We start from the raw sequence: 12,995 nt of genomic DNA, 5'->3' as shown, positions 1-12,995 counted from the left end.
ATAAGGGCTTTTGGTAGAAATGAAAATATATATTATGAGAAAGTGATAGGGAAGTAAGATTTGTTGAAATATAGCCAAGAAGAAATGAGTAAGCTTACTTATTTCTTCTATATAATAAAGAAGAATTTGACGGATAAAGGAGAGAGCATAATGAATCATACATCATTCCGAGCAATCGTTGTGAACGAAACGGAAAATCATCAGTTTGTAAGAAAAGTTGTTGAGAGAGAAGTAAGTAGTTTACCTGAGGGAGACGTATTCATACAAGTTCATTATTCTTCATTAAATTACAAAGATGCCCTTTCAGCTACTGGTAATAAAGGTGTTACGAGAACGTATCCTCATACGCCAGGAATTGATGCCGCAGGAGAAGTTGTGAGAAGTGAAGATAACTCCTTTAATGTAGGAGATCAAGTTATTGTAACGGGATATGACTTAGGTATGAATACCTCTGGTGGTTTCGGAGAATATATTCGCGTCCCATCATCTTGGGTCGTGCCTTTACCAGAAGGAATGTCATTAAAGGAAAGTATGATGTATGGGACAGCAGGTTTTACTGCTGCTTTGTCGGTATATAAGCTTATTGGAGCAGGAATTAATCCTGGTATGGGAGACGTTCTAGTAACTGGTGCTACAGGCGGCGTAGGGAGTGTAGCTGTTAGTATTTTAAGTAAGTTAGGGTTTAATGTAGTAGGAGCGACAGGGAAAATGGAAGAGGAACAGATGCTACTACGTCTAGGAGCGAAAAAAGTGATTCATCGCGCGGAATTGAATGATGAATCAGGAAGACCAATGTTAAAAGGGATATACGCCGGAGTTATCGATACTGTAGGTGGACATATGTTAGAAACAGCTTTAAAAACAGTAAAGTATGGTGGTTGTGTAACGACATGCGGTAATGTGGCAGGACAGGAATTACATACAACGGTATATCCGTTTATTTTACGAGGCATAAGCCTTTTAGGGATAGATTCCGTGCAATGCCCGGTGGATGTGAGAAGAGATGTGTGGACATTGTTAGCGGATGAATGGGAAAATTCAAAGTTAGCGTCTTATACAGAAGAATGTACATTAGAAGAATTAGATGAGAAGTTTGCACTTATATTGCAAGGAAAGTTAAAAGGAAGAACAGTTGTTAAAATAAAGTGAAAAAAGAGACGCTTAATGTAGCGTCTCTTTTCTTCATTATAATGATTGTTTTAAATTGATTTTTCCTTGTTCACCTAAAACACCGTCAGCGATATTTACAGCGTGATCGCCAATGCGTTCTAAGTTACTTACCATATCGACGAAGATGATACTTGCATCACCTGAACAGCTACGCTCGTTTAGACGTAATACGTGACGTTTACGAAGAACACGTTCCATTTGGTCGATTTTGCGTTCTTTTGCAATAACAGTTTGAGCTAGTTCGGTATCGAAGTTTGTTAAAGCTTCAACTGAGTCTTGCAGTGTTGAAATCGTTAATTCCAGCATTTCGTTTAATTCACCTAATGCTTCGTCTGATAGTGAAACACGATTTGAAATTTGGAAATCTACAAGTTCTACAAGGTTTTCTACATGATCACCAACACGTTCAATATCTCCAACAACACCTGCTAAAACGGAATGTTTTTCAGAATCCGTAGGTGAAAGCGGCTTTTCAGATAGTAGAACTAAATACTCGGTAATTTTTTTATCTAAATTGTTAATAGCTCCTTCTAATTGAGTAGCCATGTCAGCGTGTTTTTTGTCTTGTGTATTTAAAAATTGGTTTGCTTCTTTTAATCCATGTAATGAAAACTCAGCCATACGGATAATTTCTTTTTGAGCTTCTGTTAAAGCGATAGCTGGAGATTGCTCAATAAAGATTGGGTTTAAATGTTGCGGTTTGAAATCAATAGCAGAGTCTTCGCCGCGAATAAGTTTTGTTACAATCCATGCTAATACAGCGATGAATGGGAATTGAATAACTGCATTTGTTACGTTAAATGTTCCGTGTGCAAATGCAATTGTCATTTCTGGATTTAAGTTTAATGATGTTTGGAAATATTGAATTAAGCTTGTAAATGGTACTAATAAAATCGTAAATATAATTGTACCGACGATATTAAAGATAACGTGAACTAATGCTGCACGTCTTGCGGCAATAGAAGTACCGATTGCTGCTAATACAGCTGTAATTGTTGTACCGATGTTATCACCGAATAATACAGGAAGGGCAGCTTGTAAATCGATTGCACCTTGACCGAATAATTCTTGCAAAATACCGATTGTTGCGCTTGAGCTTTGTACAATTAAAGTGAAGACTGTACCGACAACAACTCCTAAAATTGGGTTATCACTCATACTAACCGTTAATTCTTGGAATGATTCTAAAGAGCGAAGAGGTTTCATACCTGCGCTCATTAATTCCAAACCGAAGAATAACATACCAAAGCCGAATATAACTTGACCTAAAGAATGTACTTTTTTATTTTTAAAGAAGAATAATAAGATAGCTCCAACTGCCATAATTGGGAGAGCGTATTCTCCGATTTTAATTCCGATAATAAATGCAGTAACTGTCGTACCGATGTTTGCACCCATAATAACACCGATTGCTTGTCTTAATGTCATAAATCCTGCGCTTACAAGTCCGACTGTTAAAGCGGTTGTTCCTGAGCTTGATTGGATTAATACCGTAACTAACATACCTGCTAGTACACCCATGAGTGGGTTTGTTGTAAAACGATCTAGAATATCACGAAGACGATCTCCAGCTGCTTGTTGCAGTCCATCGCCCATGTATTTAATCCCGAATAAGAAAATACCTAATCCACCAATGAACTGGAAGATCATATCTTGAACATTATATTCCACGCATTCCACTCCTTAAATTTCATGTACGATGTAATTATTAACTGAACCTTGAGTCACTGTAAACGGTTTGCTAGTAAAATTTACACTAAATTTACAAAGGGTAGAAAAGTTTACAATACCTTAAAGAAACAGCTGTATTTTATTGGTTTTCATCTTGTATAAATCTTAATTTTGTAAAGAAATCATACTTTTTAGAATAGTATTGTTCAGTTGAATATCAAGGAAAGCGTCTGCGAGTTCATCGTATATTTTTTGATGAAAGTTAAAAAAATATGTAGGAAAATGCATGTAGTTTTATAACAGCAAAACGAGAGAAAACAATTTTTTTAACACGATAAAAAAGCCACTGAATTATCCAGCAGCTTTTTCCGTGTTTTTATCGCCATACTTTTGTTTTCTTATGCTTGTAATGTAAATGAAGAGAAAAGCAATAAGTAATAGAGAGGAGTAACGATATACAGTTGCATAGTTTGTAAAATGAGCAATAAATCCAAATATAATCGCTCCAGCGCCGATTCCAAGGTCAAATGCGGAGAAGAATGTAGCTGTTGCTACGCCGCGTCGATGCGGTGCTACGCGGTCAATCATCCATGCTTGTAGTGCAGGTTGGATCGCTCCAAAACCACTTCCGTAACATGCTGCAGCAATAATTAAGCTCGGAATTGTCGTCGTATACGACAATAAAATAATGCCTGTAAACGTTATAATAACTCCCGGAATGATGACGAATGTATGGCCTTTCGCATCATATAGCCTTCCAGAGAATGGACGAGTTACAGCAATTGCTAGTGCATTACATAAAAAGAAGAGGCTAATATCAGCTATGCCGACTTCTGTAGCAAATAGTGTGATAAAACTTCCGATTCCTCCGTACATTAATGTAATACATAATATTAATAATGAAGGAAGTAAAGCTTTACGCTCAATAAATCCATCGAGAAAAGTACTAGATGATTGTTGTGGCGGCTGTTTCGTTTTTTGGATTTGAAGTAGTTTCGTTAATATTAATGAAACAATTGTGCACGATAGTGCACATAAAAAAAGAATTGTGAAGTTATATGTTTGCATGAGCCATAGTCCTATAAGTGGACCGAGGGCCATTGCAATTGTTCCAGAAAGGCCAAAATATCCCATGCCTTCTCCGCGGCGAGCTGAGGGAATTAAATCAGAAACGACAGTTCCATATGTAGTCGTTGTAATACCGAAACCAGCTCCGTGTAAAATACGAACAGCAAGCAAGAGAAAGATAGTTGAGGCGAAAAGGTAACTGCCCATAGCGAGTAAACAGATAGCAGTACCGATCATTAAAATGATTTTTTTATTAAATTTTTGCAAGGCGTTCCCAGTTAGCGGTCTAACAAAAAGTGCCGCAACGGTAAACATACCGACAACAAATCCGATATTGGAACTTGTGCCACCAATTTCTTTCACATAAACAGGTAAGGTTGGAATTAACATTTGAAACCCTAAAAACATACATAAGTTTGCAAAAATTAAAGCAACAAACTCTTTTGTCCATAACGGTTCTCGTTTTACGAGTATTGCTTCTCCCATATATTCATCCCCTATATAAAATTTTCCCGCTATTCACGGGCAGTAAAACTCCCACCTCAAAATCGGACTGGAGCAAAGAAGTTAGGTGGGAGATCAACTGCCCGTAAATGCCCGATTGGTTCAACTAATAATCAGTGGGGGATGAACACCCCCCTCACTGATTAAAGTTTCACTTTATCTCTTTTCTTTCGAGTATATGTATTGGCCAATGCAACAGTCAAGGAAGGTGTCTTGAAAACGGATAACAATTTTTAAGGCGAAAAACTGACAAAGTTGTGTAAAAGCTACACAACTATGAAAAAAAGATGTAAAGTATAGATGTATAGACTTGTAGGTGTTAAGAATGATAGAAATTGTTTTTTCTTTAAAGAAAGCGGATTCAAAAGAGTAGTGAACAAGAAGGGGAGATATACTTTTTCACTACATATATTTGAAAAGGTTTACAATATGATGAAGAAAGAGGCGTGTACATATGAGACGATTAGGTATTTCTATTTATCCAGAACATTCAACAGTAGAGAAAGATAAGGAGTATTTAACATTAGCAAGTAAATATGGATTTACACGTGTGTTCACATGTTTATTATCTGTGGATGGAGAAAAAGAGAAAATTATTGAAGAATTTAAAGAAACGATCTCACATGCGAATGCATTAGGGTTCCAAGTATTAGTTGATATTAGTCCATCTGTTTTTGAACAATTAGGTATTTCGTATAATGATTTATCATTCTTCCATGAATTGGGTGCGTACGGTATTCGTTTAGATGTTGGTTTCTCAGGATTAGAAGAATCAATTATGACTTATAATCCGTATGGTTTGAAAATTGAGATTAATATGAGCAATGGTACGAAGTATGTAGATAACATTATGAGTCATAGACCAAATCGTGAAAATTTAATTGGTTGTCATAATTTTTATCCGCATCGTTATTCAGGGTTATCATACGATCATTTCATTAAATGCTCGAAACAATTTAAAGATTACGGTATGAGAACGGCTGCTTTTATTTCATCATTTGATGCAACATACGGACCTTGGCCAGTAACAGAAGGGTTATGTACATTAGAGCAGCATCGTGAATTATCGATGACAACACAGGCGAAGCATTTATTTGCGACAGAATTAATTGATGATGTTATTATTGCAAACGCATATGCGTCAGAAGAAGAATTACAAGCACTAGGTGCATTAAATAAAGAGAAACAAACATTTGATATAGAACTATATGATACAACGACAGAACTAGAAAGAATTATCGTATTAGACGAACCACATTTTTATCGCGGAGATGTATCTGAATATATGATTCGTTCTACACAAAGTCGTGTGAAATATAAAAAAGAAGAGTTTAAACCTCATAATACGCGCGAAATTAAGCGTGGAGATTTATTAATTGATAATGAACAATATGGCCAGTATAAGGGCGAATTACAAATTGCATTAAAAGATATGGTGAATACAGGAAAAACAAATGTAGTTGGTCGAATTATAGAAGAAGAAATTTTCTTATTAGATTATTTACAAGCATGGGATAAATTCGGATTCATATTAAAGAAATAGAGAGAATATAAAGGGGAAAAACTACTGATTTCAGCAGCTTTTCCCCCTTTATATATAAAGAGCGAGAGGAAGAGCTATGACAAAGGTGCAGCAGCGATTAATTTCTATTTTAGAGGAGTTTTTAGAAGAGAAATCGATGTTAAATCGAGCTTTTTTAGCGGGCCGTTTACATGTATCAACGAAGACGATTCAAAAGGATATAAAATTATTAAATGATATATTGGAAGAAAACGGAGCGAAAATCGAATCGCAAAGAGGGACTGGGTACGAATTAGAAATTATACAAACGAAGAAATTTGAAGACTTTTGTGTGAGTCTATTTCAAAAACAGACGGAAAAGATCCCAACTTCTTATGAAGAAAGAATAGCGTACATTCTGCAGCGTGTTTTAACGACAGAGGGATATGTGAAGCTTTCAGAATTAGCGGAAGAGATTTATGTGAGCAAATCAACGGTTAATTTAATTATGAAAGAAGTTACAGATATATGTGGTCGCTATAAATTACAAATTGAGAAGAGACCGTATTATGGTATACGTATTGTTGGAGAGGAATTTAATATTCGTTCTTGTTTATCACAATATGGTTTACCGCGTTATGACCATACTCCGTTTCATGAGCAATTTGAGCAGACGGAGACATATTTATCGCTACCTTATATATCACACATCCGTTCAATTATATTAAAGTATATTGAAGGTGGAACAATATATTTATCTGATATAGAAATTGATAATTTAGTCATTCATATTGCAATCGCATTAAAGCGTTGTCAAAGTCAACATTATATGAAAGAACTGCATACGGAGCAATCAGAACTTATAATAAAGAAAGAATATACAATTGCGAAGCAGATTTTAGGAGATTTAGAGAAAGAGTTGAAATTTTCATTTCCAGAAGAAGAAGTATTATATGTGACGATGCATTTATTAAGTACTGCTGTTACAACGAGAGATCGCTATGAAAATGTAGAAGAGCTATTAGGAAAAGATATATATGCATTTATGCAACATATTCTTTTTAAAGTAGCGGAAGAACGGAATCTTATTTTTTATTATGATGAAGAATTATTATTTGGATTTGGTATTCATTTAAAAACGTTATTAAATCGTTTGAAGTATAAGTTAAATACGAGAAATCCTCTTTTGGCAGAAGTGAAAAAGAATTATCCGTATGCTTTTGAAATTGCGGTTCTTGTTGGAGATATCATTGGTGAATATACGGGTGAATCGATCCCTGAAAGTGAAATTGGCTATATTGCAATTCACTTCGGCGGAGCGATGAGCCGTTTGCAGGAGCAAAATCAAAAGAAAAGATGCTTATTAGTTTGTGCGACTGGTCAAGGAAGTGCACAACTATTAAAATATAAAATTTTATCACAGTTCCGAGATAAATTAGAGATTGTAGGTATTACAGGCTATTATCAATTGAAAGTAGAAGATCTTTATAAAGAAAAAATAGATTGTATTATTAGTACGATTCATATACCGAGTGGCTTGCCTGTTCCAGTTATAAAAGTGAATTCAATATTTGATGATAAAGAGATTAAATTGATTGGTCAGCGGTTGTTTACGCATGTGAATAATAGTGTGCAGCCTTATATTAAGGAAGATTTAATTTTTTTAAATCATAGTGCTTCTACGAAAGAGGATGTTATTCAGTTTTTATGTGAGAAAGCTGCTGAGAAACATTATGTACAAGAAAACTTTTATGCTTCTGTTATGGAAAGAGAAAATACGTCTCCGACAGCGGTTGGGAATTCAGTTGCAATCCCGCATCCGATGCAGTTATTAAGTGAGGAAACTTTTTTGATGTTTTGCACACTTGAAAAGGCTGTTGATTGGGGAGATAAAAAAGTACAAGTAATTATTTTATTTAGTGTAAAGCGCAATAATAATGAAGATTTGCAAAGGCTTTATGATTTTTTATATGATATTATGTCTAGTCAAACTACGATAGAGAAACTTACTCAGACCGAGGTAATTGAAGATTTTCAAGAGATTTTATTATCATTTTGAAAAAGTATATAAAAACTTCCGTTACATAACGGAAGTTTTTTATGTTTAATTGTATGCGTTTTCATAATAAGATAAAAATATAGAAAACATATAGCTTGGGGGAATTTAAAATGGCTGATATGCAAACTCCATTTGCATTAATTTTACATGGTGGCAATGCGAGAAGTGCAGCGCTTGAAGCAATCGCTTTTGCAAGACAAGGAGATTTTGAGAATGCGGGTGAAAAGATGAAACTTGCTAGTGAGGAAATTTCAGCAGCACATCGTATTCAAACGGATTTAATTCAAGAAGAGGCAAGAGGAAATCATACAGAAATCAGTTTACTGTTAGTGCACGCACAAGACCATTTAATGAATGCAATTACAGTGAAAGAACTAGCTGAAGAATTTATTACTCTTCATAAACGAGTAGAAGAGAAAGTGACAGTATAAGATGTATATTTTATTATGTTGTGCAGCAGGCATGTCAACGAGTATGGTCGTAAGAAAAATGCAAGAAGAGGCAAAGAAACAGGAGAAGAATTATAAAATTAAGGCGGTTGATTCAGAACTTGTGAAACTTGAAATAAAAGAAGCCGATGTCGTTTTAATCGGTCCACAAGTGAAATATTTATTTCCAGCTGTAGAGTTTCTTGCAAACTCATACAACATACCAGTTGCAATTATAGACCAACGAGATTATGGCATGTGTGATGGTTTGAAAGTGCTTAGGCAAGCAGAACAATTAGTTTTAGCATAATTATATCTTTTTAAATATAAACATTATAATGTTATAAAGTTTATTTCGTTCTTTTATAGTAGAGAGAAAGAGGAGGGCTATTGATGAATGGGTTTATGAGTTTTATGGAACAAAAGATTATGCCAACAACGCAAAAGATTGCAGGACAACGACATTTATTGGCAATTCGAAATGGGGTTATTTCTACATTACCGTTAACGATCGTCGGGTCATTTTTCGTTATCTTTTTAAATTTACCAATTGATGCATATATGGAATGGATTGCACCGTTTCGCCATATTTTAGATATTCCATTCCGATTTACAGTAGGACTAATGGCCTTATACGCAGCGTTTGGAGTAGGGGCTTCGCTCGCGAACTTTTATCAGCTCAATCAATTAAGTGCAGGGCTACTATCTGTACTCGCCTTTTTACTAGCATCAGTTGAACCAATTCAAATTACGAAAGCTGTACCAGGTGTTATTGATGCAGGTCGATATATTTCAGTAGGAACACTAAGTGCAACGTCTTTATTCGGCGCAATTGTGACAGCATTAATTGCAGTGGAAATTTATCATTTTATGATTAAGCATAATATCTCAATAAAATTACCAGACAGTGTACCACCAGCAGTTTCAAATTCGTTTGCAGCATTAATTCCAACATTAGTAGTTATTCTTTTATTCTGGGGCATTCGCTACGGTTTGAAATTCGATGTAAATACAACAATTACATACTTAATCGCACCATTAAAATCAGTACTAGTAGGAAATAACTTATTCGGTGGTTTATTAACAGTATTCTTAATCGTGTTCTTCTGGTCATTTGGTATACATGGACCGGCAATTTTAGGACCAATCATTCGTCCGATGTGGGATTCCGCAATTCTTGAAAATATGGAAGTGTTCACGGCTACAGGAAATGCACATCAGTTACCAAACTTATTTACAGAGCAGTTCATTCAATGGTTCGTATGGATTGGCGGATCTGGCTCAACGTTAGCTTTAGTAATTATGTTTATGTTCTCTAAATCTAAGTTCCTAAAAGAGTTAGGTAGATTATCATTCGTACCAGGTTTATTCAATATTAACGAGCCAATTATTTTCGGGGCACCAATTGTAATGAACCCAATCTTAATTATTCCGTTCGTTATTACACCGTTAGTGACAACGACAGTATCATATTTCGCAGTTGTTTCAGGTATGATTCCACTCATGATGGCGAAATTGCCATTTACGATGTTAGCACCAATTGCAGCGGTGATTAGTACGGACTGGACAATTATGGCTGGTGTACTTGTACTTGTTAACTTTGTAATCTCATTCGTTATTTACTATCCATTCTTCAAAATGTATGAGAAACAACAATTAGCAGGAGAGGAGAAAACAGAATGCTCGGAGCAATTATCATCTTAATTACATTTGTGATCGGACAGTGTATTGCCCATTATTCGAAATGGGTACAAAGTAAATCCTTATTAGTGTTACTACTAGTATCAGTTTTATTTATCGGTTGTTCAATGGGTGCATATGTAATGTTAGGTCTACACTCACCGTACGTAATTATTGTACCGACAATTTTATGTGCAACATGTTTATCTGCAAAATATAGATTTACGAGCATGGCATTAATACAACGTGTGAAGGAGATGCAAAAGCATGGAGCGTAAATTAGGGATTTCACTTTATCCAGAACATTCAACGAAAGAAAAAGATATGGCTTATATTTCGTCAGCGGCACGACACGGTTTTTCAAGAATATTTACTTGTTTGTTATCTGTGAATCGTCCGAAAGAAGAAATTATAGCTGAATTTAAAGAGATTATTAATCATGCGAAAGATAACAATATGGAAGTTATTTTAGATGTAGCTCCAGCTGTGTTTGACCAGCTTGGTATTAGTTATAGTGATCTATCATTTTTCGCAGAGTTAGGTGCAGATGGTATTCGATTAGATGTAGGCTTTGACGGATTGACGGAAGCGAAAATGACGAATAATCCGTACGGTTTAAAAATCGAGTTAAATGTAAGTAACGATATTGCGTACTTAGAAAATATTCTTTCGCATCAAGCGAATAAATCAGCTTTAATTGGTTGTCATAATTTTTATCCGCAAAAATTCACTGGTCTTCCGTACGATTATTTCATTCGCTGTAGTGAACGCTTTAAAAAGCATGGTATTCGCAGTGCAGCCTTTATTACATCACATGCCGCAAACATCGGTCCATGGGATATTAACGACGGATTATGTACGTTAGAAGAGCATCGTAATTTACCAATTGAAGTACAAGCGAAGCATTTATGGGCAACAGGGCTAATTGATGATGTCATTATCGGAAATGCTTATGCAAGTGAAGAGGAGTTAGAAAAACTAGGAAATTTAAATCGCTACATGTTACAGCTAAAAGTGCACTTTGTAGACGAAGCGACTGAAGTAGAGAAGAGAGCTACGCTGCAAGAATTACATGTAAGACGCGGCGACATAACAGAGTATATGATACGTTCTACAGAAGTGCGTAAAAAATATAAAGACTATGACTTTCCAGTGCGCGAAAGTGTGCTACAGGAAAGAGGGCAAGTTGTAATTGGTAATAACTCATTCGGAAAGTATAAAGGTGAACTGCAAATCATTTTAAAAGAAATGCCGATAGATGAACGGAAAAATATCGTCGGTACAATTGCGGAAGAGGAGTTATTCTTACTAAATTATGTAGGAGCTTGGACGCAGTTTACTTGTGTGGAATAGAGAAGAGAAGGAGAGGATGCTGTGGCATCCTCTTTTTTCTATTGATATAGTAGTCTATCGTATATAGAATGCAAAGAGATAGATTTCATTTGGACGGGAGAGAAGGAGATGGAAGAGTATATAGATGATTTATTAAGGCGGATGGCTGATGAAGAAACAGAGATTTGGCATCGTGCGTATGATGAAGCAAAAGCGTTAAATGACTTATTAACTTTTCCTTATTTACAGCAGAAGGTAATCAAAGCAAAAAAGGTATCTATGAAGAAAGATATTTATTATTTAATGACGAAACTCGCCATCAATACGAAGGAAATCTATATTGCTGATTATCTTATAGATCGTTTGGAATGTGAACAAATCCCGACTTTGTTAAGTGAACTGCTTAGTAATATTTATACATTGCCAGAAGTAAGTAGTACAAATAAAATCATTCCGTATATTTATCATAAAAACGATAGTGTTCGTTATTGGGCAGTTGCTTCCTTAAAGTTATATAAATCGTTAGAAGCGGAAAGTGCGTTGCTAAAGTTGCTGGATACTGAAGAAAATAAAGATGAGATGACACATATTTGTTATACATTGCTTGAGATTGGAACGAAGCAATCGATTCTGCCGTTAACAAAGCTTTTATATGGTAATAGTGTCTATGTTCGTTCAACCGTTATTGAGGTTTTAGCAAAAATAGGGGGATCGGACTTACAAATAGTTTATATTGAAGCTTTACATGATAGAAATGTGATGGTGAAATATGAAGCTGTTCGAGCTATTTATACGTATGGCGACGAAATGGCAATGAGAGCAATTTGCGAACGTGTGAATAAAATTGTTGCTAGAAGACGTAAAAATGAAGTAGAGCCTACGGATGAAGCAGAGATTATCATTGCTCTTCGTTTCTTACATAAGTTTGCTAATCATGAAGAAGTTTTAAAGATATTTGATAAAGTGTACAAAAAACGTGGAAACTTGTTTATGTCGGAGAGGGAGTGGCTTCGACATAATATTACTTACTTTCAAGAGAAAGAAAGCATGTAAGAATCATAAAAAAGAGCCAGCCTCAACGATGAGACTGACTCTTTTTTATAACTAGTTTAATACTTTAACTGTAACTGTTTTACGTCCCCAGCTACTTGATGTGCCTTTATCTGGCATTAAAACGTCGATTTTATTACCTTTAATAGCCCCACCAGTATCACCAGCGATTGCTACTCCGTAACCTTCAACCCATACTTTTGAACCTAATGGAATGACACTTGGATCAACTGCAATTAGTTTCATGTTTGGATTAGCTGTTAAGTTATGACCCATAGCTGATTTTACTTGGTCGCCTGCTTTATAGCCATTTTCAAGTGGATCTGCTGTGTAAGCTGTTGCTACAACACGTAACTCACGAGAAGATGATGGTGTACTTGTTTCAGTTTCTTTTGCAGCAGGTTGTTGTGTAGCTGGTTTTTGAGCTTTAGCCGCTTCACGAGCTTTAGCTGCTTCTTGAGCCTTAGCCGCTTCACGAGCTTCAGCTGCTTCTTGAGCCTTAGCTGCTTCACGAGCTTCAGCTGCTTCTTGA

12 protein-coding genes are annotated in these 12,995 nt (G+C 35.6%); 9 read left to right on the top strand and 3 right to left on the bottom strand.

Annotated elements, in window-relative coordinates:
- The first annotated feature begins 63 nt into the window (after window positions 1-63).
- Window positions 64-1,149, top strand: coding sequence for a YhdH/YhfP family quinone oxidoreductase (locus tag ACLBXA_RS13790; RefSeq protein ID WP_074790768.1), 1,086 nt, complete (start codon window positions 64-66; stop codon window positions 1,147-1,149).
- Window positions 1,150-1,185: 36 nt separating this feature from the next.
- Here ACLBXA_RS13790 and ACLBXA_RS13785 read toward each other — a convergent pair whose 3' ends face one another.
- Together ACLBXA_RS13785 and ACLBXA_RS13780 are read right to left on the bottom strand one after the other, a co-directional pair.
- On the bottom strand, window positions 1,186-2,841 hold the full coding sequence (locus ACLBXA_RS13785) for a Na/Pi cotransporter family protein (RefSeq protein ID WP_000456251.1): 1,656 nt from the start codon (window positions 2,839-2,841) through the stop codon (window positions 1,186-1,188).
- 351 nt (window positions 2,842-3,192) lie between these two features.
- Complete coding sequence (locus tag ACLBXA_RS13780; RefSeq protein WP_000503241.1) at window positions 3,193-4,395, bottom strand: MFS transporter; 1,203 nt, start codon at window positions 4,393-4,395, stop codon at window positions 3,193-3,195.
- A 472-nt stretch (window positions 4,396-4,867) separates the two neighbouring features.
- Here ACLBXA_RS13780 and ACLBXA_RS13775 point away from each other — a divergent pair, with 472 nt between their 5' ends.
- The 8 genes from ACLBXA_RS13775 to ACLBXA_RS13740 all read left to right on the top strand — a co-directional run bounded on the left by ACLBXA_RS13775 (window position 4,868) and on the right by ACLBXA_RS13740 (window position 12,466).
- Window positions 4,868-5,956, top strand: coding sequence for a DUF871 domain-containing protein (locus tag ACLBXA_RS13775; protein WP_001253355.1), 1,089 nt, complete (start codon window positions 4,868-4,870; stop codon window positions 5,954-5,956).
- A gap of 76 nt (window positions 5,957-6,032) precedes the next feature.
- Complete coding sequence (locus tag ACLBXA_RS13770; protein WP_447617255.1) at window positions 6,033-7,973, top strand: BglG family transcription antiterminator; 1,941 nt, start codon at window positions 6,033-6,035, stop codon at window positions 7,971-7,973.
- A gap of 110 nt (window positions 7,974-8,083) precedes the next feature.
- Complete coding sequence (locus tag ACLBXA_RS13765) at window positions 8,084-8,404, top strand: PTS lactose/cellobiose transporter subunit IIA (protein WP_000774625.1); 321 nt, start codon at window positions 8,084-8,086, stop codon at window positions 8,402-8,404.
- 1 nt (window position 8,405) lies between these two features.
- Window positions 8,406-8,711, top strand: coding sequence for a PTS sugar transporter subunit IIB (locus tag ACLBXA_RS13760; RefSeq protein ID WP_000275633.1), 306 nt, complete (start codon window positions 8,406-8,408; stop codon window positions 8,709-8,711).
- An 83-nt stretch (window positions 8,712-8,794) separates the two neighbouring features.
- Window positions 8,795-10,105 carry a PTS sugar transporter subunit IIC gene (locus tag ACLBXA_RS13755; RefSeq protein WP_001013060.1) on the top strand — a complete coding sequence of 437 codons (1,311 nt, stop codon included), beginning with the start codon at window positions 8,795-8,797 and terminating at the stop codon, window positions 10,103-10,105.
- Window positions 10,081-10,359 (top strand): hypothetical protein, encoded by a 279-nt coding sequence (locus tag ACLBXA_RS13750; protein ID WP_000900039.1) that lies wholly within the window; start codon window positions 10,081-10,083, stop codon window positions 10,357-10,359. The genes ACLBXA_RS13755 and ACLBXA_RS13750 overlap by 25 nt, the downstream gene beginning before the upstream one ends.
- The gene (locus ACLBXA_RS13745) at window positions 10,349-11,434 is read left to right on the top strand and encodes a DUF871 domain-containing protein (RefSeq protein ID WP_000440072.1); all 1,086 of its coding nucleotides are present in this window, start codon (window positions 10,349-10,351) and stop codon (window positions 11,432-11,434) included. The genes ACLBXA_RS13750 and ACLBXA_RS13745 overlap by 11 nt, the downstream gene beginning before the upstream one ends.
- Before the next feature lie 108 nt (window positions 11,435-11,542).
- Complete coding sequence (locus tag ACLBXA_RS13740) at window positions 11,543-12,466, top strand: HEAT repeat domain-containing protein (RefSeq protein ID WP_447617254.1); 924 nt, start codon at window positions 11,543-11,545, stop codon at window positions 12,464-12,466.
- Between the two features lie 51 nt (window positions 12,467-12,517).
- On the opposite strand, the gene ACLBXA_RS13735 is transcribed toward ACLBXA_RS13740, so the two are convergent.
- The coding region (locus ACLBXA_RS13735) for a 3D domain-containing protein (RefSeq protein ID WP_447617253.1) at window positions 12,518-12,995 on the bottom strand (478 nt) is incomplete at its 5' end.

The organism is Bacillus sp. D48C, from assembly GCF_053345735.1.
The sequence above is the reverse complement of the archived record's forward strand: the minus strand, read 5'-3'. Positions and strand labels throughout refer to the sequence as shown.

Excerpts from the sequence above, each read along its gene's own strand:
- ACLBXA_RS13770 (WP_447617255.1), top strand. The coding sequence starts at position 6,033 with ATGACAAAGGTGCAGCAGCGATTAATTTCTATTTTAGAGGAGTTTTTA.
- ACLBXA_RS13740 (WP_447617254.1), top strand. The coding sequence starts at position 11,543 with ATGGAAGAGTATATAGATGATTTATTAAGGCGGATGGCTGATGAAGAA.
- ACLBXA_RS13775 (WP_001253355.1), top strand. The coding sequence starts at position 4,868 with ATGAGACGATTAGGTATTTCTATTTATCCAGAACATTCAACAGTAGAG.
- ACLBXA_RS13745 (WP_000440072.1), top strand. The coding sequence starts at position 10,349 with ATGGAGCGTAAATTAGGGATTTCACTTTATCCAGAACATTCAACGAAA.
- ACLBXA_RS13750 (WP_000900039.1), top strand. The coding sequence starts at position 10,081 with ATGCTCGGAGCAATTATCATCTTAATTACATTTGTGATCGGACAGTGT.
- ACLBXA_RS13760 (WP_000275633.1), top strand. The coding sequence starts at position 8,406 with ATGTATATTTTATTATGTTGTGCAGCAGGCATGTCAACGAGTATGGTC.
- ACLBXA_RS13765 (WP_000774625.1), top strand. The coding sequence starts at position 8,084 with ATGGCTGATATGCAAACTCCATTTGCATTAATTTTACATGGTGGCAAT.
- ACLBXA_RS13755 (WP_001013060.1), top strand. The coding sequence starts at position 8,795 with ATGAATGGGTTTATGAGTTTTATGGAACAAAAGATTATGCCAACAACG.
- ACLBXA_RS13780 (WP_000503241.1), bottom strand. The coding sequence starts at position 4,395 with ATGGGAGAAGCAATACTCGTAAAACGAGAACCGTTATGGACAAAAGAG.